This window comes from Devosia sp. MC532 (assembly GCF_016461625.1).
Taxonomy (GTDB): domain Bacteria; phylum Pseudomonadota; class Alphaproteobacteria; order Rhizobiales; family Devosiaceae; genus Devosia.
The window spans coordinates 146,755-173,627 of sequence record NZ_JAEMNZ010000002.1; the positions used below are offsets into that span (position 1 = coordinate 146,755).

A 26,873-nucleotide genomic window follows, 5' to 3' on the forward strand; every position below is an offset into this window, starting at 1 on the left:
GCTCCGACTTCAAATTACGCCGACATTCCGAGCAAGCGCGGCATTTGGCTTTTGCTGCGGCGGTTGCTTAGCTGGTGGGTATCACTTAAATGAGGCACAAATTTCCATTCGAGGAACGCGGCGATGGCCAGACAGTTCATTTATCACATGCACGGCATGTCCAAGGCTTATGCCGGGGGCAAGAAGGTTCTGGATAACATCCACCTCTCGTTCTACCCCGATGCGAAGATCGGCATCCTTGGCCCGAACGGCTCGGGTAAGTCTACCCTTCTCAAGATCATGGCCGGTATCGACACCGAATTCACCGGTGAAGCCTGGGCTGCCGATGGCGCCAAGGTTGGCTATCTTGAGCAGGAACCACAGCTCGATCCAAACCTCGACGTTCTGGGCAATGTCATGCTCGGTGTTAAGGAGAAGAAGGCTGTCATCGATCGTTATAACGAATTGATGATGGACTATTCGGACGAGACCGCTGACGAAGCGGCCAAGCTCCAGGACGTTATCGACAGCCAGAACCTTTGGGATCTGGAAAGCCAGGTCGAAGTGGCTATGGAAGCCCTTGGTTGCCCTCCGGGCGACTCTTCGGTGGCCAATCTTTCGGGTGGTGAAAAGCGCCGCGTGGCTCTGTGCGCGCTGCTGCTCTCCAAGCCAGATCTGCTGCTGCTCGACGAACCGACCAACCATTTGGACGCTGAAACGACCGCATGGCTCGAACGTCACCTTCGTGAATTCGAAGGCGCAGTGCTGATCATCACCCACGATCGCTACTTCCTCGACAACGTGACCGGTTGGATTCTCGAACTCGACCGTGGTCGTGGCGTGCCTTACGAAGGCAATTACTCCGCTTACCTCGATGCCAAGGCCAAGCGCTTTGCGCAGGAAAAGAGCGAAGACGCAGCTCGTGCCAAGGTTCTGGAACGCGAAAAGGAATGGATGGGCATGTCGCCTCAGGCACGCCAGTCCAAGTCCAAGGCGCGTATCAAGGCCTATGACGAACTGGTCAAGATCAACGATGCGCGTACCCAGTCGCACACCGCTCAGATCATCATTCCGCCAGGCGAACGCCTCGGCCACAATGTTATCGACGTTGAAGGCATCTCCAAGTCGTTTGGCGATCGTCTGCTCATCGACAACCTCTCGTTCAAGCTGCCTCCGGGCGGTATCGTGGGGATCATCGGGCCGAACGGCGCGGGTAAGACCACGTTGTTCAAGATGCTCACCGGTCAGGAAAAGCCAGACTCGGGCACAATCACGGTCGCTGAAAACGTTGACCTTGGTTATGTCGATCAGAGCCGCGATGCGCTCGATGGCAATAAGACCGTCTGGGAAGAAATTTCTGGCGGCGACGACGTTCTGATGCTCGGCAAGCGCGAAATGAACTCGCGCGCTTACACCTCCACCTTCAACTTTAAGGGTGGCGATCAGCAGCAGAAGGTTGGCAATCTTTCGGGTGGTCAGCGTAACCGCGTTCACCTTGCAAAGATGCTCAAGGCTGGCTCGAACGTCCTCCTCCTCGACGAACCGACCAACGACCTCGACACCGAAACCCTTGCAGCGCTTGAAGAAGCATTGGAAGAATTCGCAGGTTGCGCAGTGATCATCAGCCACGATCGTATGTTCCTCGATCGTCTGGCGACCCACATGCTGGCCTTTGAAGGCAACAGCCATGTTGAATGGTTTGAAGGTAACTTCCAGGACTATGAAGCGGACAAGGTCCGTCGTCTTGGCGCCGATGCCGTCAATCCAAAGCGCGCGACCTACAAGCCGCTGACCCGCTAAGTCTTTTCAAGACAAGCAACACATTCAGCCGGTCCCGAATTTCGGGGCCGGTTTTTTGTTGGATGAGCAACCCCGGCGAGACTTGGCCTCGATAAAAGGGGTGGTGAAAAGGGTGAGGTTTCCGCCTCGCCGGAGTGACAGACCATCCTCACCTCTGGGCGATCTGGCCAATGACGAGGCCCGTCATCGCAAGAACCTGTCGCCCAATTGCGCTGCCGCATTTGGGCTTGGCTGTGGCAGCGCTGGCAGCGGCCGCCACTATCTTGGCCCTAGGGTATCACGCTGACTACCAGGTCCAGAGGTTGGATCAGCAATGGGCGACCCCATTGCGTCTGCCGTTGCGTCCCGTTCACTCGTCATGACCGTGCTCATGGGCGCAACGGGCATGAAACTAACGTAGGTTATGTCGGCGGGGATAAGTCTAGAAAAGTTCTCCGGCCTCCACCTAGAGAAAAACGCAGTGTTCTCTTCATTGGGCCTTAAGCAATGTGAGGGAAAGCTGCTCTTGTTTGCCGGTTTCGTCCGGCAGTTCTGCTTCTGGCGGGAACCAATGTCAGACGTAAACGTCTTCCGGTTTCGGACTATTTTTGTAAGGGGCTGACGCGCGCATGGATGTGACGGTCTTTTCCCGCGTCTTCGAGGCGCTCCCCAGTCCCTACCTCCTTCTCAATCGCGAGCTGCGCATTTTGGCTGTGAACGCGGCCTATTTGGAGGCCGCCGAACGCAAGCGGGAAGACGTCGTGGGGCGCATGGTGCTCGAGCTTTTCCCGAATTCGGGGGAAGGGCGCGTCAAGCTCCAGCAATCCTATGAGCGCGTTTTAGAGACGGGGCTGCGTCAGACACTGCCCTATTTGCATTATCCCATCGCTGGCGCGGACGGCACGATCCGCGAAAAATATTGGACCGCCGTCCAAGTGCCTATTTTTGGCGAGGATGGTGAGGTGGAATACATCTTGCAGCAGGCGGTGGATGTGTCCGAGTTGGCGAGTGCCGATGGTGATGGGGCGCTGGCGGTCGCAGCGTTTCCGGCGGCCTCACAGTTGATCGAACGCACGCGTGAGACTGAAAAAACGGCCGAAGAGTTTCGCAGGCTCTTTCAGCAGGCACCGGGCTTTGTGGTGGTGGTGTCGGGCCCGAACCACGAAATCAAATTCGCCTCCGATGGGTTCGCGACGATGGTGAACAATCGCGCGACTTTGGGCATGGCTGGCGCGGACGCCCTGCCGGAAATGATTGAGCAAGGGTTCTTCCTGTTGCTCGACCGGGTCTATCACGAGGGATATTTCCATAGTGCCGAGGCGGCGAAGGTGATCATCAACAATGATCCGAGCCAGCCGCCTTTGGAGCGCTATCTCGATTTCACTTTTAACCCAATAAAGGATCGCGACGGCATAATCACCGGCGTGTTTGTGCATGGGATTGATCGCACGGAAGCGGTGAAGGCGCAGCGGCGGCAGCGCTTGCTGATTGATGAGCTGAACCATCGGGTGAAGAACACCATGGCGACGGTGCAATCGATCGCGCGGCAGACCCTGCGGACGACCGATGACCTCGATACGGCGCGATCGAACTTTGAATCGCGGCTGATTGCGCTCTCAAAGGCCCATACGATTTTGAGCCAGCGCAGTTGGCGCGACACCGAAATCGGCCAATTGGTGCGCGAAGAGCTCTCGGCCTTTGACGATGAGCGCGTGCGCTATGGCGGGCCGATCATCCCGATCAACGCCAAGTCGACGATTGCACTGGCGCTGGTGCTGCATGAACTGGCGACCAATGCCGCAAAGCACGGCGCTCTTTCAGCGGCCGATGGGGTTTTGTCGGTCAGCTGGGAGCAGGGCGCCAGCACGGAATTGATGATCAACTGGGTGGAACGCGGGGGGCCTCGTGTGGCGGAGCCAACGCGAACCGGATTTGGCTCGCGCCTCTTGCGCACGGTCGTGACGGGAGAATTGGGTGGGACGCTCAACCAGCGTTATGCCGCTGAGGGATTTTCGGCACTGTTGTCGGTGCCCGCCGCGGCCTATGGCGCACAGGAGGGCGATTTTGGCTAATCCATCCGGCAAGATTTTTGTGGTTGAGGACGAAACGCTCGTCCTCTTCAATCTCGAAGACATTTTGGAGGATTTGGGGTTCACAATCGTCGGGGAAGCGATGTGGATCGACCAAGCCCAATCGCTGGCCGCGTCGGTTGAACAGCCCGATGCTGCGATATTGGACGTCAATATCGGTGGTTCCTCGGTGTTCCCGGTGGCGAAGATTTTGGCCGACCGGGGCGTGCCGATCCTCTTTGCAACGGGGTACGGACGCGAGGGGCTGTCGGCGGAATGGCAGGACAGTCCTGTGGTTTCAAAGCCTTACACTCAGGCCGACATTTCAAACGCGCTTAACACCCTGCTCAAGCTCAATTAAGTGGCTGTTTTACCATTGCGGCAGGAGGATGCGAAAACCCTTTGAGGCCGCTGGACTTTCTACGGTAAGCTGTGCAAAACCACCGCGGTTGCGGAGCCTTGGCTTTCTGGGGGATTTGATGAAGAGGTTTTTGACGGGAGCGGCATTGCTGTTCTGCTGCGCTCTCGCAGTGCCCGCGCTGGGGGCTTCTGGGGAATGCTCTTTGACTGGCTACGACAGCTTCGCGTGTGACGTGGCAGTCGACGGTGGCGGCATTACCTTTGCTCTGCCAAACGGCGACACTTTCGTTTTCGCCCATGAGGCCGATGGCGCTGGTCCTGGTTATGTGATCGCCGCAGATAGTCAGCCCGGTCGGTCGCCCGCACAATTGGGGCGCTTTTTTCCGGTAGCGGATCGAGACGGTTGCTGGTTTGCGCCGATCAAAGAGATTACCTTCTGCGCCAGTATCGCAGAGTGAGTTCCTAAAATGACCGCAGAACCCTTTTCTATCGACATTGGTGGCGCAACCATCGAGGGGGTAGAACAGGGGGACGGGCTCCCGATCATTTTCCTGCACGCCGGTGTTTGCGACAAACGCATGTGGGCCGAGCAGATGAGCGCGGTGGCGGATGCCGGTTGGCACGCCATTGCCTATGATCGACGGGGCTATGGCGAGACCACCAGCACCGACGAAGCTTTCAACCATCTCGACGATCTCGAAGCCTTGCTCGACGCGCTCGATATTCACGCGGCGCTGTTTGTCGGCTGCTCGATGGGCGGTGGCCTCGCCATCGACTTTGCGCTGGCGCATCCGGGACGCGTGTTGGGTCTGGTGCTGATTGGGACTTCGGTGACAGGCGCGCCATGGACGGCGACGGCGGAAGAACGCGCCATTGAAATGGCCGAAGAAGACGCATGGGATCGCGGTGATCTCGACATGCTCAATAAGGTTATCACCCATCAATGGCTGGATGGACCTCGGGCGAAAAGCGGCCGTGTGGGCGGGGATGCGCGGGCGCTGTTTATGGAGATGAACGGCAATATTTTGCGCAAGCCGGAGCTGACGGGAGAGATCGCGCGGCCAAAGGCGTGGGATCGCACAGAGGATCTGACGGCGCCAGCGCTGCTGATCGTTGGCGATGAGGATTTTACGGCGCTGGTTGAGCGACACGAAACCTTGTCGGAAACCATGCCCAATGCGTTTGCCGTGGTGCTTGAGGGCGTGGCGCATATTCCAAGCGTCGAACGGCCGGACCTGGTCAATTCGCTGCTCTTGCAGTTTTTGGACGTGCTGAGCGGGGTGGATGACGAAGATGAGCACGAGGACGCGGAAGCGGTTTAGGCGGTCGCGTTTGAGGGTTTAGTCCCCCCACCCCCAATCCCTCCCCTCGAGGGGGGAGGGACGGTAGCGAGTGTGCCGAAGGTTTGAGCTAGACGGGAATTATGCCGTCGAAATGCTTGCCGACTTGGTCGGTGGGGATGTTGGTCAGGTCTTTGTCCAACTCGGCGATAATGGTCTTTTTGACGTGCTCGGACATAGCCTTGCGCAGATTGCCCAAGGCAATCGGGGCGGCGGCGATGACGAGGCGTTGGAATTCGTTTTTGAGAGCGCGCTTATCGAGGCGGGCGGCAACTTCCTTGATGAAATCGGCTTCGCGCAATTGGGCGGGGCTTTTGTCTGAAGTTTTGCCCTTACCCTCTTTATCGGTGTTGATGTCTTGCGCTTGCAGGGGCTCTATCGACCAATCGAGTGCGCCAATTGTGGTGAGACCCTTATTGGCGCCGTTGTATTCGACAACGCGGGCTTGCGTGCCGTTGGCAATCAGGATCCAGGTGACAGTTTTCATCTGTTTCTCCTCTCTATGGTCCCGCGTTCAAGTGCGGTCACCGAGTACAACGTGGGATAGAGTCAAAAGTTTGCCAAGGGTGGCAAAGTTTATACCGGAGGCGCGCGGGGCCAATTGATGGCGTGCTGTGAGCCTGTTACTGCCAAGGGGCACGGGTCCGTGCCGGGGTAGTTCTATGTCTTCGCCAAATCGTGTTCGTGGTCCACAGCCTGCCAAGGCGAACGACAATAGTGGGGTTCTCGCCGCGGTCGGGGCCTATTCCACCTGGGGCGTTTTGCCGGTGTTGTTCCACTTTCTTGAGCCCGCGGGCTCGGTGTTGGTGGTGGCAGAGCGGGCGCTTTGGTCGGTGCTGTTTGTCGGGCTCTTGCTCGCCTTCACCACTGGATTTGGCGAAGTTAAGGCGGTTTTGGCCAATCGGCGAACCTTGGCGGTTTTGGCCAGCTCGGCGCTGCTGCTGTTTGGCAATTGGCTGATCTATGTGTGGGCGGTCGAAAGCGGGCAGGTGCTGGAGGTCAGCTTTGGCTACTTCATCAACCCCATCGTCAACGTCGCCATTGGCATCGCGCTTTTGGGAGAAAAACAGAACCGCGTGCAGTATTCGGCGATTGCGGTGGCGTGTCTCGCGATTGCTATTCAGTGGGTGGCGCTGGGCAAGGTGCCTCTTGTTGCGCTCAGCCTAGCCCTGAGTTTTGCGGCCTATGGCTATATTCGCAAGACTGCGCAGGTGGGCTCAACTTCAGGGCTGTTTGTTGAGACGATTGTCGTGTCGCCCATCGCCATGGTGCTGGTAGGGCTTTATTTTGCGGCGAACGGGGCGGGGGTTCATGCTGATCCCAAGCTGATGACGCTCTTGGTATTGACCGGTCCGGCGACAGCTTTGCCGTTGATTATGTTTGCATATGGCATTCGCCGCCTGCGCATGACGACGATTGGCATGCTGCAGTATCTCTCGCCTTCCATCACCTTTGTGCTGGCGATTACCTATTTTGGTGAGAGCATTGATCCGGTGCGATTTGCCAGCTTTGCCCTGATATGGCTCGCCTTAGCGATCTACTCTTGGGACGGACTGAGACGATACCGGCGCAGCAAGGCCTAGGCGGTTGGCGGTTGCGCCTGGCGGATCTGATGGGCAATGGCTTCAAAGGTTTTGCCAAAGGGCGTGGCTTCGCGCCAGACGAGCCGCAACTGACGGGTTGCGGTTGGGTCATTGAGCCGATGGACCGCAATGCGCGGGTTATGGCCCTCTTTGCGCATCGCAATTTCAGGCAGCAGGGTGACGCCCTGACCTGAGGCGACGAATTCCACAATGGTTGAGAGCGAGGTCGCGGAAAACGTGCTCTTGCCACGGCCCGGCAGGCCGCAGGCGGCAATGGCCTGATCGCGGAAGCAATGGCCCTCATCAAGCAGGAGCATGCGTTCAGGAGCGATGGTGTTGAGCGAAACCGGCTGCTGGACAATTTCATTGCTGGGCGTGGCCAGAACGAAATGATCTTCAAATAGCGGATGAACCACAAGGCGTGGGCCGGTTTGCGGTGGCTCGGTGGCGATCAGTGCGAGGTCGAGCCGTCCGTCTTGGACGCTGGTGAGCAGATTATCGGTTTGCGCTTCGGAAATCGCAAAGCGCAGATCGGGCATGGTCTGGCCGAGCGCCGGGAAGATTTCGGGCAGCAGATAAGGCGCGACCGTGGGGATCAGGCCAAAGCGGAGAGGGCGATCGGGGCGGTCGGCGTGACGCAAGGCAAAGGCGTCGAGCGCTTCGGCGCTGCGGAGAGCCTCTTCAGCGAGCAGAACGAACTCGTGACCGAATGGGGTGACGCGAACGCCGGTTTTCAAGCGGTCGAACAAAGGCGTGCCACAAAGCGCCTCTAGGGCGAGAATCTGTTGAGACAGGGCAGGTTGGGTGACCGCGCAGGTTTCCGCAGCGCGGCCGAAATGGCCAGCGCGGGCGACTGCAACGGCGTAACGCATCTGTTTCAACGAGATTTGCATGATAAGATAATCTTATCATGATTGGAAGAATTATCAATTGGCCTTATCGAGTGCGAATCCCTATATGTGGGGCCAATAAAAAGGAGCCCCGCTGTGGAAGATAACGTATTCCCTGACCAGAAAGACGCAGCACCGGCAGGCAAGTGCCCGGTGAATCATGGCAAGCAGCAGACCGGTACGCAGAACCGCGACTGGTGGCCAAACCAGCTCGACCTCTCGGTCCTGCACCAGCATTCTGCTCAGGCGAACCCGCTTGGCGAAGAATTCGACTACGCTGAAGAGTTTGCAAAGCTCGACTATGAAGGCCTCAAGGCAGACCTTCGCGCGCTGATGACCGACAGCCAGGAATGGTGGCCAGCCGACTGGGGTCACTATGGCCCGTTCATGATCCGTATGGCTTGGCACTCCGCTGGTACCTACCGTGTTCAGGACGGTCGTGGTGGCGGTGGCGAAGGCCAGCAGCGTTTCGCGCCGCTGAACTCTTGGCCAGATAACGTCAACCTTGATAAGGCCCGCCGTCTGCTGTGGCCAATCAAGCGCAAGTACGGCAACCGTATCTCCTGGGCTGACTTGTTCATCCTGACCGGTAACGTTGCGCTCGAATCCATGGGCTTCAAGACCTTTGGTTTCGCAGGCGGCCGCGTTGACACCTGGGTTCCAGAACTGGACATCTACTGGGGTCAGGAAGGCGAATGGCTTTCGGACGCTGAGCGTTACACCGGCGAGCGCAAGCTCGACGACGCCCTCTCGGCTGTGCAGATGGGCCTGATCTATGTGAACCCAGAAGGTCCAGCTGGTAACGCCGATCCACTGGATTCCGCGCGTGACATTCGTGACACCTTCGCCCGTATGGCGATGAACGACTACGAAACCGTTGCGCTGATCGTTGGTGGTCACAGCTTCGGCAAGACCCACGGTGCTGGCGACGCATCGCTGGTTGAAGCTGAGCCAGAAGGCGCGCCAATCGAAGCACAGGGCCTCGGCTGGAACAGCAAGTTTGGTTCGGGCAAGGGTGCGGACACCATTTCGTCGGGTCTCGAAGTCATCTGGACGCAGACACCGACCCAGTGGAGCAACAAGTTCCTTGAAAACCTTTATGGTTTTGAATGGGAACTGACCACTTCGCCAGCTGGTGCAAAGCAGTGGACGCCGAAGAACGGCGCCGGTGCTGGCACTGTTCCGGATGCGCATATCGAAGGCAAGAGCTGGGCTCCAGCGATGCTGACGTCCGATCTGGCGCTCCGCATGGACCCTGCTTACGACAAGATCTCCCGTCACTTCCTGGCGAACCCAGATGAACTGGCCGATGCATTTGCACGCGCTTGGTTCAAGCTGACCCACCGTGATATGGGCCCGAAGGCTCGTTACCTCGGCGCGGAAGTTCCATCGGAAGAGCTGATCTGGCAGGACCCGCTTCCAGCGCGCGACTTTGCGCTGATCGACAATGCTGACATCGTGGCTCTTAAGGGCGACATCGAAGCCGCTGGTCTTTCGGTATCGGCTATGGTTTCGACCGCTTGGGCTTCGGCTTCGACCTATCGTGGTTCGGACATGCGCGGCGGTGCAAACGGCGCTCGCGTTCGTCTCGCGCCGCAGAAGGACTGGGAAGTCAACCAGCCAGAACAGCTTGCAGAAGTGCTTGCTGCGCTCGAAGAAATTCAGGCTGAATTCAACGAGTCCCAGACCGGCTCCAAGCGTGTTTCGCTTGCTGACCTGATCGTTCTGGCCGGTGTTGTCGGTGTTGAACTGGCAGCGCTCGACGCTGGCGTTGTTATCGAAGTTCCGTTCACCCCAGGCCGCGTTGACGCGACCGACGAACAGACCGACGCTGACAGCTTCAAGTGGCTCGAACCACAGGCAGACGGTTTCCGTAACTTCTACCGCAAGCAGCGCCTGTCGCCAGAATCTGCTCTGGTTGACCGTGCACAGCTGCTCGGCCTTTCCGCTCCGGAAATGACCGCACTGGTTGGTGGTCTGCGTGTGCTCAAGGCTGGCGTCAACGAACACGGCGTCTTCACCGACAGCCCAGAAGCGCTGACCAACGACTACTTCGTCAACCTGCTGGACATGTCCACCAAGTGGACCCCAGCTGGCGACAATGTCTATCAGGGCGTTGATCGTGTGACTGGCGAAGCGCGTTGGACAGCGACCCGCGCTGACCTCATCTTTGGTTCGCACAGCCAGCTGCGCGCAATCGCAGAGGTGTACGGCCAGGCGGACAATGCTGAGAAGTTCGTTCGTGACTTCGTGGCGGCTTGGACCAAGGTGATGAACGCAGACCGTTTCGATCTGCGCTAATCGCTAGAGCTTTGCTCTGAATATGAAGGCCCCGGTGCTCAGCATCGGGGCCTTTTTGCTGGGCGGTTAAAAGCTTCGGTGGTGTTTTATTCAAATGCTGGAGTGAAGCTTTAGCGGCCACAAGCAGATAGGGGTTCAATCTCTCCCAAAAAGCCACACTCGGAGATAGGGCGCATGGGCGAGAATGATAATGGGCAAAGAGCGTTCGCAAGTTTTCGCGTGTTGACGACCGACAGCGATACGTCTGAACGCACAATGCTTTTCCGGAACATGGCGCAGCTGTTTTCGTTTGTGTCTGATCGCTGCGACGACGATCAGGTCAATCAATACGACGAAGCGCTCTGCCGCTTGGCTGAGTATGTCGAGATCGAAGCGCGGGCGCATGTCGCCAAGATACTGGCTCCACTGGAGCGCGCGCCCGGTACGGTGGTGCTTCGGCTCGCGAATGACGCGATCGAGGTAGCCCACCCTCTGCTCGAGTTCTCGACGGTTCTCAGTGATGACGATCTGATCGACATCATAGCCAACCAAACCGAGGAGCATCGCATCGCCATTGCTAGCCGCAATGGCGTCAATGAGCGGGTTGGGGAAGCCATTGTTGAGCATGGCGACGGCGCTTCGGTTGTGCGTCTGGTGCAAAACCCCAAGGCTGAGTTTGCGCGCGAAACGCTGGCGAAACTCATCAAGCGTGCCCAGCAGGACGCCGCGCTGGCTGACGATTTGCGCGGACGCAATGATATCGACTGGTCCTCGGTTCGCAACGAGATCGACGAGGCGTCTGAAAAGGTTCTGCAGGCTATTCCGCAATCCAATGTGGCGCTGGATCCGGTAACGGCGAGCAAGATCAATGCGGTGGTCTATAACCGCTTGCGCGCTCGTGCGGGGTTCAACGCGCAGGAGTGGAAGGTTGCCTATAACCAGGTGAAGGGGTTGGCGGATCGGCGTCAGCTCGATGATCGGGCGTTGGCGCGATTTGCCCGCTTTGGTTATGGCCATCATTCGGCGGCGGGCATTGCCGTGATGCTCAAGGTCGGCCCGGAGATCGTGGTGCGCTGGCTGGCGTCGCAGGACTATGCCGCGTTCACTGTTGCGTTGAAAGCGCTGGGGCTTAACGCAGACCTTTATGAGGCGATTGTGGCGACGCTGCCGTGGCGCGATCTGCCTTCTGAAGAGGAAAAGCAGATGGTTCTGTCGCGGTTTAAGGCGCTTGAGCTGGAAGACGCCAGAGAGATTTTTGCCCTCTGGCGTGCTCATTCCTTTCGCAAGAAAGGCCCCAGCCTAGAGCGCTATTCGGCCTGAACGGTCCGGTTCGGCTGAGCGAGCAGCCGGCCCATTTGCTGCATGTCGTGACCTGCGGGTTCCTGGAAAACGCGCAGGTCGAACTCAGCCATAATGGCATAGAGATGATCGAAGATGTCCGACTGGATGGCTTCGTAATTCACCCAAACCACGGTGTTGGTGAAGGCATAAAACTCCATCGGCAAGCCGGTGGAGGTCGGCTCCATCTGGCGCACCATGATCACCATAGAGGGGTGAATGTGGGGGTGGTTGCGCAGATAGGCCTCAGCGTAAGCGCGGAAGACGCCGATATTGGTCGAGCGGCGCGTGTTGGCGGGGACTGTGGCGCGCTCGCCTAGGCTGGCGTTCCACTGCGCAATCTCCTCGCGCTTCTTTTTGAGGTAGTTTTCGAGAAGACCAATTGAGGCCAAACGATCGAGCTCCTCCTGGTTGAGGAAGCGGATGGAGCTTTGGTCGATATTGATGGCGCGCTTGATGCGACGGCCACCGGATTCTTGCATGCCGCGGTAGTTTTTGAACGGATCGGTGACGAGGCGGCGAATGGGGATGGTGGTGATGGTTTTGTCGAAGTTCTGAACTTTGACCGTGTGCAGCTCGATGGCGAGAACATCACCATTGGCGTCCTGATTGGGCACTTCGATCCAATCGCCAACGCGGACCATGTCGGTGGACGAAATCTGAATGCCGGCGACCAGTGAAAGCAGCGTGTCTTGGAAGACCAAGATCAGCACCGCGGCCATAGCGCCAAGACCCGAGAGCAGAATGACCGGGGATTGATCCATCAGGGTTGCGATCATCATGACCGTGGCGATGACATAGACGGCGATTTTGAGGACCTGAATATAGCTCTTCATCGGCCGCAGGCGGGCCTTGGGGCGGCGATGGTAGATAACGTCAACGACGTTGAGGACAGCCGAAATGGCGCGGGCCAGCATCAGGATAATGGTGGCATTGGCGACGTTGCGAATGGCGACGACGGCCACATCATGCAGGTTTGGCACGATGGCGATGCCGAGGGCGATGATCAGTGGTGGCGCGGCCTGGGAGAGGCGCTCAATGACATTCTGGCGGCTGAGCTCTGGGTCTTTGCCATAGGGCGTGAACTTGAGCAGGCGATGCAGGACACGCAAGAGGACGAGCTTGATCACCAGATTCGCAGCATAAGCGGCGAGTGCGAGCAGGATGAGCGCTATGCTTGTGCTGACCAGCGGGTGATTGTCGATCCACTCAAGTGGCAGCATAAAGTCTCCTATCAGCGGGCGGGCGCTGGAATACGGCGGTTTGCCGGGCGGGCCCTTCAAAAGGAACCGCGTGGCAGAATGACGGCAAAGGGGTTAAGAACAGGCTAGACCTCGTCACGATCAAGATATAAACATATCTTTATATCCGAGGTGTGTATGAGCAATCTGAACGAGTTGGTGGGCGTTTTGAAGGCGGCGGGGGAAAGCACCCGGCTGCGCCTTTTGGCGCTTCTGGCCGATGGCGATCACTCGGTCAAGGACCTGACCGAGATATTGGATCAAAGTCAGCCCCGTGTCAGCCGTCATTTGAAACTGCTTGCTGATGCTGGCTTAATCGAACGCCATGCGGAAGGGGCTTGGGCCTACTATCGCCTGACCCCATCGGGGCAGGGCGCAGATCTGGCCCGTTGGCTGACCTCACGTGTTGACCCGACCGACCCTGAGCGGTTGCGCGACAGAGCGCGTCAGGCTGAAGCGCGGAGCGCGCAGCAGGCTCTGGCGGCGAATTACTTCGCGCAAGTGGCGGACAGCTGGGACCTCTTAAAAACTCTTCATGTGCCAGAAGCTGCCGTGGAAGCGGCGGTTTTGGAAGCTGTGGGCGAACGCAAGATTGAGCTGCTGCTTGATCTGGGGACGGGTACAGGGCGGATGCTCGAGGTGCTGGCGCCTGCATACGAGCGCGGGATCGGCATCGACTCCAGCCGTGAAATGTTGGCGGTTGCCAGAGCGCGTCTGGTGGAAGCTGGGCTCGCCCATGCGCAGGTTCGCCTCGGCGATATGGCGGCGCTGGATAGCACGCTAGGGCCAGCGGACGTGATCGTGGTGCACCAAGTGTTGCACTATTTTGACGATCCGGGCCGAATGCTGGCGCAGGCCAAGGGGTTGTTGAAGCCCGGTGGGCAGGTGCTGATCGTCGACTTTGCGCCGCACACACTCGAGTTTTTGCGCACCAACCATGCGCACCGACGCCTCGGGCTCTCCGATGAGCAGATGTCGGGTTGGGCCAATTCAGCGGGAATGGATGTGCAGTCTGTACGTCTGTTCCCAAGCGACACAAATGATCAGGGGCTGACCGTGTGTCTGTGGTCTCTGGTCGATCGAAATAAGACGGAAAACTAAAATGCTCGATGACAATTTGCGCGCTAGCCGCAAGACCGCAGAGACGCGGCCGGATCTGCAGATCTCGTTCGAGTTCTTTCCCCCCAAGACCGACGTTATGGAAGAGCGGTTTTGGGAAAGCGTGCACAAGCTTGCGCCGCTGAAGCCACGTTTCGTATCGGTGACCTATGGCGCCGGTGGTTCGACACGCGAGCGTACGCTGCGCATGGTGAGCCGCATTGCATCGGACACCGGTGTGCCAGCGGCAGCGCACTTGACCTGCGTTGGCGCGACCAAGGCCGAAGTCGACGAGGTTGTGCGCGGCTATAAGGATGCCGGTGTGACTAGCATTGTGGCGCTGCGCGGTGATCCGCCAGAGGGCATTGGGCAGCCGTTTACGCCGCATCCGGAAGGCTATCAGAACGCGGCTGATCTGGTTGCGGGTATCCGCAAGATTGGCGATTTCGATATTTCGGTTGCCGCCTATCCGGAAAAGCACCCACAGAGCGAAAGCTGGAATGTCGAAATCGACAATCTCAAGCGCAAGATCGATGCCGGGGCGAACCGCGCGATTACGCAGATGTTCTTCTCGAACGCGGACTATCTGCGCTATGTTGAGCGCGCTCAAAAGGCCGGTATCACCGCGCCAATAGTGCCCGGCATTCAGCCGATCCACTCGTTCAAGCAGATTTCTGGCTTTGCGGGTCGCTGCGGTGCGTCGATCCCAGAATGGCTCGCAGAGCGTTTTGATGGGCTCGACGAAGACCCAGAAACGCATGCGCTCATGGCTGCGGCGGTTGCGGCGGAACAGGTCACCGAACTGCTCGATGAAGGCATAACGGAGTTCCACTTCTTTACGCTGAACCGATCAAACCTGGTTCTGGCGCTGGCGCGTCTGTTGGGTCGCCGCCCGTAAACAATTGACACGAACGCTTGGTCCTTCTTCAATGCTCGCAGCTGTATGCTGGGAAGCCTTGGGGAAGGTCCGTGCAAACTGAATTGACGCCATTGGATGTTTTGGTCATCCGAAATGCGCGTACGGCGCAGTGGTCGAGTTTCCTCGGCAATGCCGCTATCGCTCTGATCACCACGGGCTTTCTATCCCCTATCGCGGCAATAACCATCGTCGGCCCCCAAGCAACCGCAGGGGCGTTGCAACTCGTTTGGGTCGGGACGGTGTTTTTCCTCGTCGCAGGGTGTATATTGCTCGTGGAAAGCCTACGTAACCTACGTGAGCTGAGGCATGTTCCATGATTGAGAACGTCGTAATAGCCGTTTGGCCGATTGTCGCGATCGCGATTTGTGCCAGTGTCATTCTGGTTTACGGCCGGATGCGCGGGATATTCTCTGACGTTCCTGTTATTGCACCCGCGCAATCGACGAGTGCCTCGGTACAGAAACGCCGTTCTGCCGCGTCGAAGGATGGTCTGCATCCTCCTAGCCGGTAGCGTTCATCCCCCGTTCAGATGGGGTGGCGGATGATGGGATCATGGCCGCAGTTCATATTGTGGCCATGAAAGCGGGGTTTGTCCTCGCCTAGCGCCCACAGCCGTTTGGATGATTTTATGAAGATCGACCGCCGCATTACCAATGGCTTGGCCTGGACCGGCGCTTTGCTGGTCGTGGCTATTCCGTCCGCTGACTTCATTACACGCCAGTTCATGCCTGATGTCGGATCAAGCGTGGCTGTGGTCAGTGAAGTGCGTGCGCCTGCTGTTGCGTCAGCGCCTGTAGCTGTTTCAGCTCCGGCGGCCCCAGTGGTTGAAGCGCGCCAAGAGGTGGCGGAAGCGCCAAAGGCGAGCGCACCTGCTGCGGCGCAGTCTGGCGATGTGGTCGATAATTTTTTGAATTCCGGGCGTGCGCTTCCCGATTATATCTCCGGCGGTGGCAGCGCGCCTGCGGCTAAGCCCGCGGCCCAGCCTGAAACCAAGCCAGTTGCCGCAAAGCCAGCAGCTCCAGCGCCTACTCAGCCTGCACAGCAGGCCGTAGAGAAGCCTGCGCCAAAACCAGCACCGCCTCCGGTGGCTGTGCCCGTTGCAACGCCACCAGCGGCTCCTGTTCCTGCTCCTGCGGTTGTCGCTACTGTGCCAAAGGTCGTCGGGTTTCCGACGCCTGCGTGGCAGCGTCCGCCGTCAGTCGATGTCGCGTATACACCACCTCTGATTATCGATACGCCGCCGATCCATAGCCAGACCGTCATACGTCCGTCAGACAACCGTGTTATCCGGCCCCAAGACAATCGCGTCATTCGGCCTGAAGAGCTTGATGAGATGGAAGAATGGGAAGCTGGGCCTGTGCAGGATTTCCTCAATCAGCAGGGGAGCCGCGCCACTGTTCGCCGTCAACAGATCGTGCCACCAAACGCGGTCGTGCCGCCAGCCAATGTTGGTGGTGGCAATGACTATGTGCCGGGCGGTTTTTTCTTTGATCAAGGTCCCGCGAACGCGCAACCAAGGGGCTTCCCTCCGGTTTATGATGGTAGGGACATCCCCGAATATGAAGTCTATCCGTTGAACTGATGAAACGGGTCCATGCGGTGCTGGCATGGACTTCATCGTAAAATGCCGATAAAGAGGTGTTTCGACGGAAACTGAAAGCGACAGCAAATGTTATCTTGCGTCCGCAAAGCTGAAGAAAACAACGATCTGCGTCATAAGCTGTCGCGGTTCCTTGGCTCGTTTTCAGATCGCACCGGCCTTGCGGGGCGAGTGGCTGATATTATCGACCCAGACACATGGCTACCGGGTGGGCGCGACGCTGCCTTTACGCTGGCGTTGATTGCCTTGTCCGCCAAGATGGCTGTGGCCGACGGCGCGGTGACGGCATCGGAAGTGCGGGCGTTTAACGCGACGGTCGATATTGCCGATGGTAGCCGCGAGCAGGTGCAGAAGCTTTTCAATTTGGCCAAGCAGGATGTTGCTGGCTACGATTCTTATGCACGCAAAGTGTCCCGCTATTTCGCCGAAACGCCAGAAACGCTGGAGCACGTGCTCGACGGGCTGTTCTTTATCGCCACGGCTGACGGGCTCGTGCATGAAAGCGAGCTGGAGTACCTGCGACACGTCAGCTCAATTTTTGGGTTCGATGAGGCGCGGTTTGAACAGATCGCCTCCCAGCATGTGATGCTGGAGGAGGGGGTGGACCCTTATATGGTGCTGGGCCTGCGCCACGATGCGCCGCCTGAGGAAGTGCGCAGGGTTTATCGTCTGCTTGTTGCCGAGCACCATCCGGATCGTTTGATTGCTAAGGGCGTGCCTGAAGAGCTGATCGATGTCGCGACTGCGCGCATGGCGTCGATCAATTTGGCATATCAAGCGATTACTCGACCTAAACCGCAACCGATGCTCACTTGACGGATCAGTGGCGCTGCCGCATTTAGGCACCGTCAGTTGACCGGGTGACCGCTGGCGGGTGGGTAACTGCCCGTTGGAGGAAAGTCCGGGCTCCATCGAAACACGGTGACGGCTAACAGCCGCCGGGGGCGACCCTAGGGAAAGTGCCACAGAAAGCAAACCGCCTCGGCATGCCGAGGTAAGGATGAAAGGGTGCGGTAAGAGCGCACCGGGCGTCTGGCGACAGAGGCCGCACGGCAAACCCCACCGGGAGCAAAACCAAATAGGGATGACGCGGGCTTTATGCCCAGCCTGTTTCGAGGCCAGATCATCCGGGTTGGTTGCACGAGCGCGCCGGCGACGGCCGCCTCAGATGAATGGTCACCGCGTCGCTTTTAGCGGCCTTACAGAACCCGGCTTATAGGTCAACTGGCATACCTTCCCCATGGTGGTGGGGAGGGGCGTCCACAGGACGTGGGGTCGCAACCCCGTGAGATATCCCTGTGTGCCCTTGCGATTTTCGTCATCTTCCCTTAAACGGGGGCCCCTTGGACCTCCGCCGTATTTCCGGCGGGCACACGCTTTTTTGGAGTTGGCGCGATGCCCCTGGCAACACCGTTTTACCTGATCGACGAAGCCAAGCTCGATCTCAATCTGGCAAAAGTTGATCGCCTGCGGCAGCTCTCCGGGGCGAAAGCTGTGATGGCGCTTAAGGCGTTTTCGACCTGGTCAACCTTCCCGCAAATCTCCCAGCATATGGATGGCTCAACCTCGTCCTCGCTGAATGAAGTGCGTTTGGGCAAGGAAAAGTTTGGCGGAGAAACCCACGCTTATTCCGTGGCTTGGTCCGATGATGAAATCGACGAAGCGATTTCTTACGCCGACAAGATGATCTTCAACTCGATCAATCAGCTCGAGCGTTTTGGTGCCAAGGCTGCGCATATGCCAGTTGGGCTGCGGGTCAATCCGGGCGTAAGCCATTCGCATTTCGATCTTGCCGATCCGGCGCGACCATACTCCCGTTTGGGGGAACGCGACGTCAGCAAGGTTGAGGCGGTTATGGATCGCATCAGCGGGTTCATGCTGCACTGCAATTGCGAGAACGACAGCGTTGTCGCTTTCTCCGCCTTGCTCGACACTTTTGAAGAAAAGCTCGGTCACCTTTTCGAGAAGCTCGAGTGGGTCAGCTTTGGTGGTGGTATTCACTTCACCGGCGCTGGCTACGACATCGATGCGCTGGCAGCACGCCTCAAGGCGTTTTCTGAGCGCTATCAGCTACAAGTTTATCTTGAACCGGGCGACGCAATCGTCACCGGAACGACGACGCTGGAAGTTTCCGTTCTCGATGTGATCGAAAACGAAAAGTCCGTCGCCATTGTCGATAGCGCCGTTGAAGCCCATATGTTGGATCTGTTGATCTATCGGCAGAGTGCCGAAATGGAACCGAATGCCGGTCCAAACCACTATGTTATCGCGGGCAAGTCGTGTCTCGCTGGTGACGTGTTTGGCGAATATGATTTTCCGACGGAACTCAAGGTTGGAGACCGTATCTCTCTGCAGAACGCAGGCGGGTACACAATGGTGAAGAAGAACTGGTTCAACGGTGTTGCCATGCCTTCCATCGCTATTAAGAAACGAAATGGGGATGTCGAGCTGGTACGCACGTTCGACTATTCTGACTATCTCGCTAGCCTGTCTTAGGATTGGCTGACCTTTCCACCCATAAAAAGGTGTTTCGTGACAATTGAAGAAAAACGTACTGATCATCGGCGCCGGAGGTGTCGCGCAGGTCGCAGCTTATAAGGCTGCAATGCACAATGATGTTTTGGGAGACATTCACATTGCCTCCCGAACGCTGTCCAAGGCTGACGCACTGGTTGCGGGCATTTTGGACAAGAAGGCGCTTAAGCGCCCCGGAGTCTTGGCCGCACATAAGCTCGACGCAATGGATGTCGAAGCCACCAAGGCACTGATCAAGCAGACCCAAACACACATCGTCATCAACGCCGGTTCTGCGTTTTTGAATATGTCGGTTCTGCGCGCCTGTATGGATACGGGTGTTGCCTATATCGACACAGCAATTCACGAAGACCCAAAGAAGATTTGCGAAGCGCCACCGTGGTACGGCAACTACGAGTGGAAGCATCGCGATGAATGCGAGCGCAAGGGCGTCACCGCCATTCTCGGTGCTGGCTTTGACCCAGGCGTGGTCAATGCTTACGCGTCGCTGGCTGCGAATGCCTATTTCGACCAGATCGACAGTATCGACATTATCGACGTCAACGCTGGTAGCCATGGGCGCTATTTTGCGACCAATTTCGACCCGGAAATCAACTTCCGTGAATTCACCGGCACCGTTTGGAGCTGGCAGAATAGCGAGTGGACGGCGAACAAGATGTTCGAAGTCAAACGCACGGACGATCTGCCGGTCGTTGGTTCGCACACGACCTATCTCACCGGTCACGACGAGGTGCATTCGCTCTCGGCCAATCTCGGTGTTCCAGATGTTCGTTTCTGGATGGGTTTTGGCGAGCACTACATCAATGTCTTCACCGTTCTGAACAACCTTGGCCTGCTTTCTGAGCAGCCGGTGACGACGGCAGAGGGCTTGGAAGTTGTGCCGCTTAAGGTGGTGAAGGCGGTGTTGCCTGATCCGATGTCGCTCGCGCCGGGCTACACCGGCAAGACCTTCATTGGCGATCTCATCAAGGGCACGCGCAATGGCGAGGCCACTGAGCTGTTGGTTTACAACATCTCAGACCACGAAGAAGCCTTTGCTGAGACCAATAGCCAGGCGATCTCCTATACGGCGGGTGTGCCTGCTGTCGCGGCCGCAATGCTGATCGCTACGGGTGAGTGGGATTGCCATCGCATGGCCAATGTCGAAGAACTGCCAGCTGTGCCGTTCATCGATCTTTTGGGGAAGCTTGGCCTGCCGACACGCATTCGTGACGCTAAGGGTGACCGCGAATTTAACCCGGCTGAGTTTAAGGCCCAGAAGGCTAAATCCAAGCTGGCTTAAGGATTTACGACATACGAAAGACCGGGAGCAATCCCGGTCTTTGATGTTTTGGGCACACTCTTAGGTTTGTTATTGCAACCACTTCCCTGCGACGGGCTTATGTCTGCAATACAATTACGGGCCTCTCTATGGACTATTCTAACAGCGGTGATCCGATGCGGGGTCGGAAAAACCCTTTCAAAAACAGCTACTTTAGGTTTTACGTCCTGAGCGGCGCTCTGGTTTTGGCACTGGTTGTGGGCATCGTGAAATTTGCCGCTGTACCGAACGAGCTTGCCCCTGTGCTCTACGCTCAGCCGTTCAGTGGGAAGGTGACCTCAACACTTGTGCCCGGCCCGTTACGATAAGTGACATCGGCACTGAGGGAATGGGCCATTGCTCTGACGATGCGCGTTCCCAACCCAGTGCCACGCGGTTTGCCTACGCCGCTCCAGCCAACGCCATCATCTTCGATGATCAAGCGAACACTGTCATTCTGACAGCGCATCGTGATGCGGATCTCGCCGGGCTCGCGACCCTCATAGGCATATTTGAGCGCATTGGTGACCAACTCAATGAGAATGACGCCGAGAGAGGCGACCTTCTCCGTTGGGACTGGAAAGCTCTGCACATCGGTGCGAATGCGTGCGGTTTGGCCTTCTGCCTGAACACTGTTTTCGAGTTCGCCAATCAGGCTTGAGACATAGTCGCCAATTTGCACGGTTCGGACGTCGCCGGAGGTATAAAGGTGCCTATGCACCCCCGCCACAGCATGAATACGCGCCTGCGTCTCGGAGAGGGCGCGCTTGGCTTCCTGATCCTCTAAGGCGTTCGCTTGCAAGCCTACGAGCGCGGCAACCATGGCCAGTGAATTGGCGACACGATGATTGACCTCCCCCAACAGCATTTCGGCGCGTTCGCGGGCTTCACGGGCTTCGCGGTTGGCGCGTTCATTGGCGCGGGTCAATCTCACACTGTCGACGGCGCTATCAATCGCCACCAAGAGCAATTCCATGAATTGCTCAGACCCGGTCTTGGGCACAAAATCGGTGGCCCCGGACTTCATGGCGGACACGGCAATCTCAGTTTCAGCAGCGCCTGTCACATAGACAACACCGGGCCGGCTCTCGAGCGTTCCCATGCCTGCGAGAATGTCTAGGCCGGTGCCGTCGGGCATATAGTGATCAAGCACCGCGACATCGATATTCTCATTCTGCAAATGCCTCAACGCTTCGCCAACGCCACTCGCGCTGAAGAAGTGAAAGCCCCTGCGCTGCATGGCTTTTTGCACCAGCCGCGTCAGACCCGGGTCGTCATCAACATAAAGAACGGTCGGCGTTCTATTCGGCATTTAAGTTATTCGGCCTCTGGAATTTGCATGACTGAGAAGAACAGGCCGAGCTGTTTGATGGCATTGGCGAAGCCATCGTAGTCGACTGGCTTGGTGATATAGACATTGGCGCCAAGGTCATAGCAGCGCTGAATCTCGCGCTGATCATCGGTGGTGGTGAGCACGACAACCGGTGAGCGGCGGGTGTGCTCATTGGCTTTGACCTTTTCGAGAATATCGATGCCGGTCATGTCGGGCAGGTTGAGGTCAAGCAAGACAAGCAGTTGACGACCCTGATTGGTCAGGCCCGTGCCATCTGGACCAAGAAGGAAGTCGAGCGCATCGGTGCCGTTTGTGAAGCCAAGGATTTCGTTGGCAACACCGGCACGACGGATGTTCTTCTCGATGAGGCGGGCGTGGCCCTCATCATCTTCGACCATGACGATGGTCACTGGACGCGCGTTATTCATGCCCCATTTCCCTTTAGGTAAGCGCGCACATCGCGCGGAAGATCGACAGTGAAGGTTGTGCCTACACCGAGTTTGGATGAGAGTTTTACGTCGCCGCCGAGGCTGCGGGCCATTGTGCGGACGTGGGCGAGGCCAATGCCTTCGCCTGGATTGTTTTGCGTGCCGGAGCGGCGGAAGAGCTCGAAGACGCGTTCGTGGTCGGTGTCAGCAATGCCGCGCCCATTGTCGGCGACATCAATGATCACGCGATTGCCGGGCGCGTTGCGGGCTGTGATCCGCACATGTAGGGGCCGATTAGGGCTTTGATATTTGATCGCATTATCGAGGATATTGCCCAAGACCTGCTCGACAGAGAGCCGATCGGTGAACAGTTCGTTGACCTTGATGTCGATCTCGATCTGGCCTTGCCCTTCAACCAGTTGGTGGTGGACGGCTGCGGCTGAGTTCTCGACGAGCCGCTGAAGGTTAATCGCTTCAGGGCGCAAGGTGCGCCGCCCTTCGCGGGAGATTTTTAGAATAGCGTTGATGAGGCTATCCATCTTGCGCGTGGCAGCACGAATGAAGGTTACGGCCTCGGGAAGATCTTCAGAGGCGGCAAGATAGGCTTCCTCAGCCACTGTGTCGCCGGGGGCAGGCGGGTGCAGTTCCATATAGGTCCGCACGGCTGCAACGCCTGTTTCCATCTCACTGGTGAAGCCCATGACGTTGACGAGCGGGGCGCGCAGATCGTGCGTGACGATATAGGCGAAACGCTGGATTTCCTCATTCGCCTTGCCCAGCTCTTTGGTGCGATCAGCGACGCGCGCTTCGAGCCCGAGGTTGGCTTCTTCAATCTCTTTGCGCGCAAGGGCTAGTTCGCGCATATAGGAAATCATGGTCCAGATGGAGCCGCTGACCACAAGTAGAATTACCGCGCCGCCCACGACCGTGACGAGGCGTAGAAAATTGATCGTGTTTTCTTGGTTCTCAGCGCCGGCAGAGATTCGATCATCCGCGCCTGTCATCACAGCCGTGAGGAAAGCACGGATGTCATCCATGGCCTGCTTGCCACTGTCGCTGCGGACCCGTTCGATCGCCGCGGGAAATCCTTGGGTATCTGCAAGGGTTAGGGTGTCGGCAAGTTCAGCGCGCTTGATGGCGATATTGGTTTTCAGGCGCTGCAACGATTCTTGCGCATTTTCAATTCCGCTCAGGCTTGTCGTCAGGTCGGCCAAGTTTAGGTCGATTGCTTCGATATGCTGTTCGTATGGCTCAAGATATTTTTTGTCTTGGGTCAGCAAATAGCCGCGCTGCCCGGTTTCCATATCCTGCAATGACCCGAGAAGGTCGACCGAGGCTCGGCGTATGGAGCGAGCGTCAATCACTTCTTGGAAATAGCCTTGGGAGCGCTCGACCAGCCAAATATTGGTCCCGACGATGCCGATAAGGGCGACCAAGCCAATGAGCATTAACAGTGCTGTCGATCGGATGAATGTTTTGTTGGTTATTGGCATCTGAAATCTCGGCAGGCACATATTTAATCGCCTGAATATTTTAAAGGCGCAATGAAGAATATAAGTCACGAGATCGTGAGTGGTTCCGCCGTCAGGTGAATGGGAAACAAAATCTTAAAGGTCCCATTGCAAAATGGGGGATGAGTTTTTGTAACCGGCGCGTTTTGCCGGTGATGGAGTTTTGCCGAATATGGGCAAGCCAAATCCGGCCGAGTCAGACGTGACTGCAGGGCCACATCTACCGGTTTTGTTGGACGAAGTGCTTTGGGCCTTGAAGCCCGCACCGGGAATGAAAATTGTCGACGGTACGTTTGGCGCGGGCGGCTATTCGCGTGCGCTGTTGCAGGCCGGAGCGACCGTGATCGGGATCGATCGTGATCCGACCGTTGCTCCGCATGTCGAGCGGTTGCGCGCCGAATTCCCCGATACCTTCCATTTTGTTGCTGGCACATTCTCGGCTCTCGATACGCTGGCCGCGCCCTTTGGGCCGATTGATGGCGTTGTGCTCGACATTGGCGTGTCTTCCATGCAGCTCGATCAGGCGGAGCGAGGCTTCTCGTTTATGCGTGAGGGGCCGCTGGATATGCGCATGAGCGGTTCTGGCACGAGCGCTGCCGATCTGGTCAATGAGCTGGAAACGGAAGCATTGGCGAACTTGCTTTATGCGTTTGGCGAAGAGCGCAAGTCTCGCCGTATCGCCCAGTTCATTGTGGCCGCGCGCGAAGACGAGCCGATTAACACGACGCTTCAACTCGCCAAGATCATTGAGAAGGCCATCGGTCGTAAGCCTGGTGATGCGCATCCGGCAACGCGCTCGTTCCAAGCCTTGCGGATCGCGGTGAATGGCGAATTCGACCAGTTGGTTGAAGGCCTGTTCGCGGCCGAACGCCTTTTGGGCGAAGAGGGGACGCTGGCCGTGGTGAGCTTCCATTCGTTGGAAGATCGTATCGTCAAGCGCTTCTTCGACCCTGACAAGGGTGGGCCGACCGCATCGCGTCACTTGCCGCAGGTGCAGGCCGAAGCGCGGCGTTGGCATCCGGTCGCCAAGGCCGTCAAGGCGGGCGAGGCTGAGTTGTCGCGCAATCCGCGCTCGCGCTCGGCTGTGTTGCGCAGTGCGCGTCGCACCACTGATGCTGCGCGTCCGGTGCAGTTGCGTGGTCTGGGTGTTCCGGAAGTGCGAGAAGCGTAATGATCCGCAGCGTCAACATTTTCCTGCTGTTTGTGTCGGTGGCCATGCTTTCGGGCGTTTACGCGCTCAAGTTTTCCATTGAAGGCACGGCGGCTGAGCGAACTGCGTTGGCCGTAAAAATCAATGAGCAGGAGGGGGAACTCTCTCTGATCAAAGCAGACTGGGCGGTGCTCAATCAGCCCGGTCACATCGACCCAATTGTGAAGCGCCATCAGGTGGAGCTCGAATTGACCCCTGTTGCGCAAGAGCAATTTGGGGCGTTCGCGGCCTTGCCGATGCGCCCCGAAAAACCCGATGCGGCATCGATGGATGCCTTGTTTGAAGCAATTGCAGAAGGTGTTGATCCAATCGACGCTATCATTGAACTGGATGGAGCCGAATAATGGCTATCGTCGCCGAGGGAATGCCGCCGACCATTGCGTTAGAGGGCTCGCGTAAGCAGCGCGGGAACCTGACGCAGGCGCGTATTCGGTGGATGATTTTGGCCGTCGTCATGGGCTTTGGCCTGGTGGGCGGTCGCCTCATTCAGCTGGGCATGGTTGTGCCGGACCAATCGATCGAAGGGCAAACGCGTGACGCGATCATGGCGTCGCGCCCGCCCATTCTGGACCGCAATGGTTTGGAGATGGCGGTCGATATCCGTGTGCCTTCGCTTTACGCCGAGCCGCGCCGCATTATTGACGTTGAAGAGGCTGTCTCTAAGCTCCGTACCGTGTTGCCAAGCCTGGATGAAGAATGGCTGCGCAAGCGACTGACGGGCGAAAAGGGCTTTGTGTGGGTGCAGCGTGAACTGACGCCAGCCATCCAAGAGCAAGTGATGCGTCTGGGTATTCCGGGCATTGATTTCATCACGGAATCCAAGCGTTTCTATCCGGCGATGAGCGAGGCTGCCCATATTCTGGGATCGACCAATGTCGACAATCAGGGCATTGCGGGCATTGAGCGCTATGTCGACACCGACCACCTTTCGGTTTTGCAGGAGCTTGGCCTTGCGCGCGGCAATGCGCTGACGCCAATTGAGCTCTCGGTCGACATGCGCGTGCAGCATATTCTGCATCAGGAAATGCAGGATTCGATGGCGCGTTATCAGGCGATCGCGGCTGCCGGCGTCATTATCGACATCTATTCGGGTGAAGTTGTTGCGATGGCATCGCTGCCGGACTTCAATCCGAATGAGCCCGCGTCTGCCTTGGTCAAAGATACATTCAACCGGATCACGTCGGGCATCTTTGAGCCGGGCTCGATTTTCAAGACCATCACCATCGCGGGAGCGCTGGACTCCGGGACTGTCCGTATCACGGACAAGTTCGATGCGCGCTATGGTGTGCGCTTCGGCCGGTACACCATTAGCGACTTCCACGGTAAAAACCGTATTCTGGCGTTGCCGGAAGTTTACAAATACTCGTCTAACATCGGCACGATCCGGGTGATGCAGGCGATGGGCAAAGACAATTTCCGCGCCTTCCTCAGCCGCCTCAAATTTGACGAACGCGTCGAGTTTGAACTGCCCGAAATGCGCTCCCCGTCCATTCCAAAGTCGTTGTCTGAAGTGGGCGCAGCGACGGCCTCGTTTGGGCATGGTCTGTCGGTGTCGCCGCTGCATATGGTGATGGCCTATACAGCGCTGGTGAACGGCGGCAATTACATTGCTCCAACGCTTTTCAAGCGCTCGATTGCTGACGCAGAGAAGCTTTATGAGCCTGTGGTAAGTGCGCAGACCAGCGAATACATCCGCTATTTGATGCGGTTGAATGCCATCGCTGTCGGTGGTTCAGGTTCGCAGATGAATAAGCTCGCGCTGGGCTACCGCGCTGGCGGGAAGACTGGTACTGCAGAAAAAGTGGTTGATGGCCGTTATTCATCGAGCAAGGTGACGAACTTTTTCGCGTCGGCCTTCCCCCTCGATAATCCGCGCTATGCTATGGTCGTGATGGTCGATGAGCCAAAGGCAGAAAATGAACGGTCAGGCACAACCGCAGGTTGGAATGCGGGACATATGACCGGCCGGATCGTGCAACGGATTGCACCAATGCTGGGTATTGCGCCAGAATTTAGTGAGCTGCTGGATCAACAGATCGTTCCGCAATCAGTGCGGCAGCTCTATCCAGAAGGATTTTGA

General features: G+C 57.6%; 24 protein-coding genes and 1 other RNA gene. 19 read left to right on the forward strand and 6 right to left on the reverse strand.

Annotated features, from left to right (window positions below; genetic code table 11):
* The first annotated feature begins 123 nt into the window (after positions 1–123).
* The 5 genes from ettA to JHC09_RS03710 all read left to right on the forward strand — a co-directional run bounded on the left by ettA (position 124) and on the right by JHC09_RS03710 (position 5,509).
* Positions 124–1,779 (forward strand): energy-dependent translational throttle protein EttA, encoded by a 1,656-nt coding sequence (ettA, locus tag JHC09_RS03690; protein WP_169195123.1) that lies wholly within the window; start codon positions 124–126, stop codon positions 1,777–1,779.
* 608 nt (positions 1,780–2,387) lie between these two features.
* On the forward strand, positions 2,388–3,830 hold the full coding sequence (locus tag JHC09_RS03695) for an HWE histidine kinase domain-containing protein (RefSeq protein WP_199530868.1): 1,443 nt from the start codon (positions 2,388–2,390) through the stop codon (positions 3,828–3,830).
* On the forward strand, positions 3,823–4,188 hold the full coding sequence (locus tag JHC09_RS03700) for a response regulator (protein ID WP_248305962.1): 366 nt from the start codon (positions 3,823–3,825) through the stop codon (positions 4,186–4,188). The genes JHC09_RS03695 and JHC09_RS03700 overlap by 8 nt, the downstream gene beginning before the upstream one ends.
* Before the next feature lie 118 nt (positions 4,189–4,306).
* Positions 4,307–4,645 (forward strand): hypothetical protein, encoded by a 339-nt coding sequence (locus JHC09_RS03705; protein ID WP_199530870.1) that lies wholly within the window; start codon positions 4,307–4,309, stop codon positions 4,643–4,645.
* 9 nt (positions 4,646–4,654) lie between these two features.
* Positions 4,655–5,509 carry an alpha/beta hydrolase gene (locus JHC09_RS03710; protein ID WP_199530871.1) on the forward strand — a complete coding sequence of 285 codons (855 nt, stop codon included), beginning with the start codon at positions 4,655–4,657 and terminating at the stop codon, positions 5,507–5,509.
* Positions 5,510–5,597: 88 nt separating this feature from the next.
* Here JHC09_RS03710 and JHC09_RS03715 read toward each other — a convergent pair whose 3' ends face one another.
* The gene (locus tag JHC09_RS03715) at positions 5,598–6,014 is read right to left on the reverse strand and encodes a host attachment protein (protein ID WP_199530872.1); all 417 of its coding nucleotides are present in this window, start codon (positions 6,012–6,014) and stop codon (positions 5,598–5,600) included.
* A 175-nt stretch (positions 6,015–6,189) separates the two neighbouring features.
* On the opposite strand from JHC09_RS03715, the gene rarD reads away from it, so the two are divergent.
* Positions 6,190–7,110 (forward strand): EamA family transporter RarD, encoded by a 921-nt coding sequence (rarD, locus tag JHC09_RS03720; protein ID WP_199530873.1) that lies wholly within the window; start codon positions 6,190–6,192, stop codon positions 7,108–7,110.
* Here the strand turns inward: rarD and JHC09_RS03725 are convergent.
* Entirely contained in the window at positions 7,107–8,003 is an 897-nt protein-coding gene (locus tag JHC09_RS03725) for a hydrogen peroxide-inducible genes activator (RefSeq protein ID WP_199530874.1), read from the reverse strand. The two genes, rarD and JHC09_RS03725, sit on opposite strands and share 4 nt — an antisense overlap.
* Positions 8,004–8,096: 93 nt before the next feature.
* Here JHC09_RS03725 and katG point away from each other — a divergent pair, with 93 nt between their 5' ends.
* The gene (gene katG, locus JHC09_RS03730; protein ID WP_199530875.1) at positions 8,097–10,301 is read left to right on the forward strand and encodes a catalase/peroxidase HPI; all 2,205 of its coding nucleotides are present in this window, start codon (positions 8,097–8,099) and stop codon (positions 10,299–10,301) included.
* A gap of 174 nt (positions 10,302–10,475) precedes the next feature.
* Positions 10,476–11,600, forward strand: a complete 1,125-nt coding sequence (locus JHC09_RS03735) for a DUF2336 domain-containing protein (RefSeq protein ID WP_199530876.1) — start codon at positions 10,476–10,478, stop codon at positions 11,598–11,600.
* On the opposite strand, the gene JHC09_RS03740 is transcribed toward JHC09_RS03735, so the two are convergent.
* Positions 11,588–12,841, reverse strand: coding sequence for a mechanosensitive ion channel domain-containing protein (locus tag JHC09_RS03740; protein WP_199530877.1), 1,254 nt, complete (start codon positions 12,839–12,841; stop codon positions 11,588–11,590). The genes JHC09_RS03735 and JHC09_RS03740 overlap by 13 nt on opposite strands.
* A gap of 156 nt (positions 12,842–12,997) precedes the next feature.
* On the opposite strand from JHC09_RS03740, the gene JHC09_RS03745 reads away from it, so the two are divergent.
* The 8 genes from JHC09_RS03745 (at position 12,998) to JHC09_RS03780 (ending at position 20,293) form a co-directional block, all read left to right on the forward strand.
* The gene (locus JHC09_RS03745; protein ID WP_199530878.1) at positions 12,998–13,960 is read left to right on the forward strand and encodes a metalloregulator ArsR/SmtB family transcription factor; all 963 of its coding nucleotides are present in this window, start codon (positions 12,998–13,000) and stop codon (positions 13,958–13,960) included.
* A gap of 1 nt (position 13,961) precedes the next feature.
* Positions 13,962–14,855, forward strand: coding sequence for a methylenetetrahydrofolate reductase [NAD(P)H] (gene metF / locus JHC09_RS03750; RefSeq protein ID WP_199530879.1), 894 nt, complete (start codon positions 13,962–13,964; stop codon positions 14,853–14,855).
* 71 nt (positions 14,856–14,926) lie between these two features.
* Entirely contained in the window at positions 14,927–15,193 is a 267-nt protein-coding gene (locus JHC09_RS03755) for a hypothetical protein (RefSeq protein ID WP_199530880.1), read from the forward strand.
* 311 nt (positions 15,194–15,504) lie between these two features.
* Complete coding sequence (locus JHC09_RS03760) at positions 15,505–16,458, forward strand: hypothetical protein (RefSeq protein ID WP_199530997.1); 954 nt, start codon at positions 15,505–15,507, stop codon at positions 16,456–16,458.
* A gap of 87 nt (positions 16,459–16,545) precedes the next feature.
* On the forward strand, positions 16,546–17,292 hold the full coding sequence (locus tag JHC09_RS03765) for a DnaJ family molecular chaperone (protein ID WP_199530881.1): 747 nt from the start codon (positions 16,546–16,548) through the stop codon (positions 17,290–17,292).
* A gap of 32 nt (positions 17,293–17,324) precedes the next feature.
* Positions 17,325–17,708, forward strand: an RNA gene (gene rnpB / locus JHC09_RS03770) — RNase P RNA component class A.
* A gap of 163 nt (positions 17,709–17,871) precedes the next feature.
* The gene (gene nspC, locus JHC09_RS03775; RefSeq protein WP_199530882.1) at positions 17,872–18,972 is read left to right on the forward strand and encodes a carboxynorspermidine decarboxylase; all 1,101 of its coding nucleotides are present in this window, start codon (positions 17,872–17,874) and stop codon (positions 18,970–18,972) included.
* Between the two features lie 43 nt (positions 18,973–19,015).
* Positions 19,016–20,293 carry a saccharopine dehydrogenase family protein gene (locus JHC09_RS03780; RefSeq protein WP_199530883.1) on the forward strand — a complete coding sequence of 426 codons (1,278 nt, stop codon included), beginning with the start codon at positions 19,016–19,018 and terminating at the stop codon, positions 20,291–20,293.
* 292 nt (positions 20,294–20,585) lie between these two features.
* On the opposite strand, the gene JHC09_RS03785 is transcribed toward JHC09_RS03780, so the two are convergent.
* Genes JHC09_RS03785 through JHC09_RS03795 form a run of 3 tightly spaced genes read right to left on the reverse strand, consistent with a single transcriptional unit; the run spans position 20,586 to position 23,520 of the window.
* On the reverse strand, positions 20,586–21,623 hold the full coding sequence (locus tag JHC09_RS03785) for a histidine kinase dimerization/phosphoacceptor domain -containing protein (RefSeq protein ID WP_199530884.1): 1,038 nt from the start codon (positions 21,621–21,623) through the stop codon (positions 20,586–20,588).
* 5 nt (positions 21,624–21,628) lie between these two features.
* Positions 21,629–22,072, reverse strand: a complete 444-nt coding sequence (locus tag JHC09_RS03790; protein ID WP_199530885.1) for a response regulator — start codon at positions 22,070–22,072, stop codon at positions 21,629–21,631.
* Positions 22,069–23,520 (reverse strand): CHASE3 domain-containing protein, encoded by a 1,452-nt coding sequence (locus tag JHC09_RS03795; RefSeq protein ID WP_248308872.1) that lies wholly within the window; start codon positions 23,518–23,520, stop codon positions 22,069–22,071. The genes JHC09_RS03790 and JHC09_RS03795 overlap by 4 nt, the downstream gene beginning before the upstream one ends.
* Positions 23,521–23,755: 235 nt before the next feature.
* Between JHC09_RS03795 and rsmH the strand changes: the two genes are divergently transcribed.
* From rsmH to JHC09_RS03810, 3 genes are read left to right on the forward strand one after another with little or no spacing between them, the layout of a single operon-like run.
* Positions 23,756–24,754: a 16S rRNA (cytosine(1402)-N(4))-methyltransferase RsmH gene (rsmH, locus tag JHC09_RS03800; RefSeq protein ID WP_199530887.1), complete on the forward strand. Its 999-nt coding sequence runs from the start codon at positions 23,756–23,758 to the stop codon at positions 24,752–24,754.
* A complete protein-coding gene (locus JHC09_RS03805; protein ID WP_169195147.1) occupies positions 24,754–25,137 on the forward strand; it encodes a hypothetical protein in 384 nt (127 codons plus the stop codon). The genes rsmH and JHC09_RS03805 overlap by 1 nt, the downstream gene beginning before the upstream one ends.
* The gene (locus tag JHC09_RS03810; protein ID WP_199530888.1) at positions 25,137–26,873 is read left to right on the forward strand and encodes a penicillin-binding protein 2; all 1,737 of its coding nucleotides are present in this window, start codon (positions 25,137–25,139) and stop codon (positions 26,871–26,873) included. Before JHC09_RS03805 ends, JHC09_RS03810 begins: the two co-directional genes overlap by 1 nt.

Bases quoted from the DNA above. Each gene is read 5' to 3' on its own strand.
- ettA (WP_169195123.1), top strand. From the start codon at position 124: ATGGCCAGACAGTTCATTTATCACATGCACGGCATGTCCAAGGCTTAT.
- JHC09_RS03695 (WP_199530868.1), top strand. From the start codon at position 2,388: ATGGATGTGACGGTCTTTTCCCGCGTCTTCGAGGCGCTCCCCAGTCCC.
- JHC09_RS03705 (WP_199530870.1), top strand. From the start codon at position 4,307: ATGAAGAGGTTTTTGACGGGAGCGGCATTGCTGTTCTGCTGCGCTCTC.
- JHC09_RS03710 (WP_199530871.1), top strand. From the start codon at position 4,655: ATGACCGCAGAACCCTTTTCTATCGACATTGGTGGCGCAACCATCGAG.
- JHC09_RS03715 (WP_199530872.1), bottom strand. From the start codon at position 6,014: ATGAAAACTGTCACCTGGATCCTGATTGCCAACGGCACGCAAGCCCGC.
- rarD (WP_199530873.1), top strand. From the start codon at position 6,190: ATGTCTTCGCCAAATCGTGTTCGTGGTCCACAGCCTGCCAAGGCGAAC.
- JHC09_RS03725 (WP_199530874.1), bottom strand. From the start codon at position 8,003: ATGCAAATCTCGTTGAAACAGATGCGTTACGCCGTTGCAGTCGCCCGC.
- JHC09_RS03735 (WP_199530876.1), top strand. From the start codon at position 10,476: ATGGGCGAGAATGATAATGGGCAAAGAGCGTTCGCAAGTTTTCGCGTG.
- JHC09_RS03740 (WP_199530877.1), bottom strand. From the start codon at position 12,841: ATGCTGCCACTTGAGTGGATCGACAATCACCCGCTGGTCAGCACAAGC.
- JHC09_RS03745 (WP_199530878.1), top strand. From the start codon at position 12,998: ATGAGCAATCTGAACGAGTTGGTGGGCGTTTTGAAGGCGGCGGGGGAA.
- metF (WP_199530879.1), top strand. From the start codon at position 13,962: ATGCTCGATGACAATTTGCGCGCTAGCCGCAAGACCGCAGAGACGCGG.
- JHC09_RS03760 (WP_199530997.1), top strand. From the start codon at position 15,505: ATGAAGATCGACCGCCGCATTACCAATGGCTTGGCCTGGACCGGCGCT.
- JHC09_RS03765 (WP_199530881.1), top strand. From the start codon at position 16,546: ATGTTATCTTGCGTCCGCAAAGCTGAAGAAAACAACGATCTGCGTCAT.
- nspC (WP_199530882.1), top strand. From the start codon at position 17,872: ATGCCCCTGGCAACACCGTTTTACCTGATCGACGAAGCCAAGCTCGAT.
- JHC09_RS03785 (WP_199530884.1), bottom strand. From the start codon at position 21,623: ATGCCGAATAGAACGCCGACCGTTCTTTATGTTGATGACGACCCGGGT.
- JHC09_RS03790 (WP_199530885.1), bottom strand. From the start codon at position 22,072: ATGAATAACGCGCGTCCAGTGACCATCGTCATGGTCGAAGATGATGAG.
- JHC09_RS03795 (WP_248308872.1), bottom strand. From the start codon at position 23,520: ATGCTCATTGGCTTGGTCGCCCTTATCGGCATCGTCGGGACCAATATT.
- rsmH (WP_199530887.1), top strand. From the start codon at position 23,756: ATGGGCAAGCCAAATCCGGCCGAGTCAGACGTGACTGCAGGGCCACAT.
- JHC09_RS03805 (WP_169195147.1), top strand. From the start codon at position 24,754: ATGATCCGCAGCGTCAACATTTTCCTGCTGTTTGTGTCGGTGGCCATG.
- JHC09_RS03810 (WP_199530888.1), top strand. From the start codon at position 25,137: ATGGCTATCGTCGCCGAGGGAATGCCGCCGACCATTGCGTTAGAGGGC.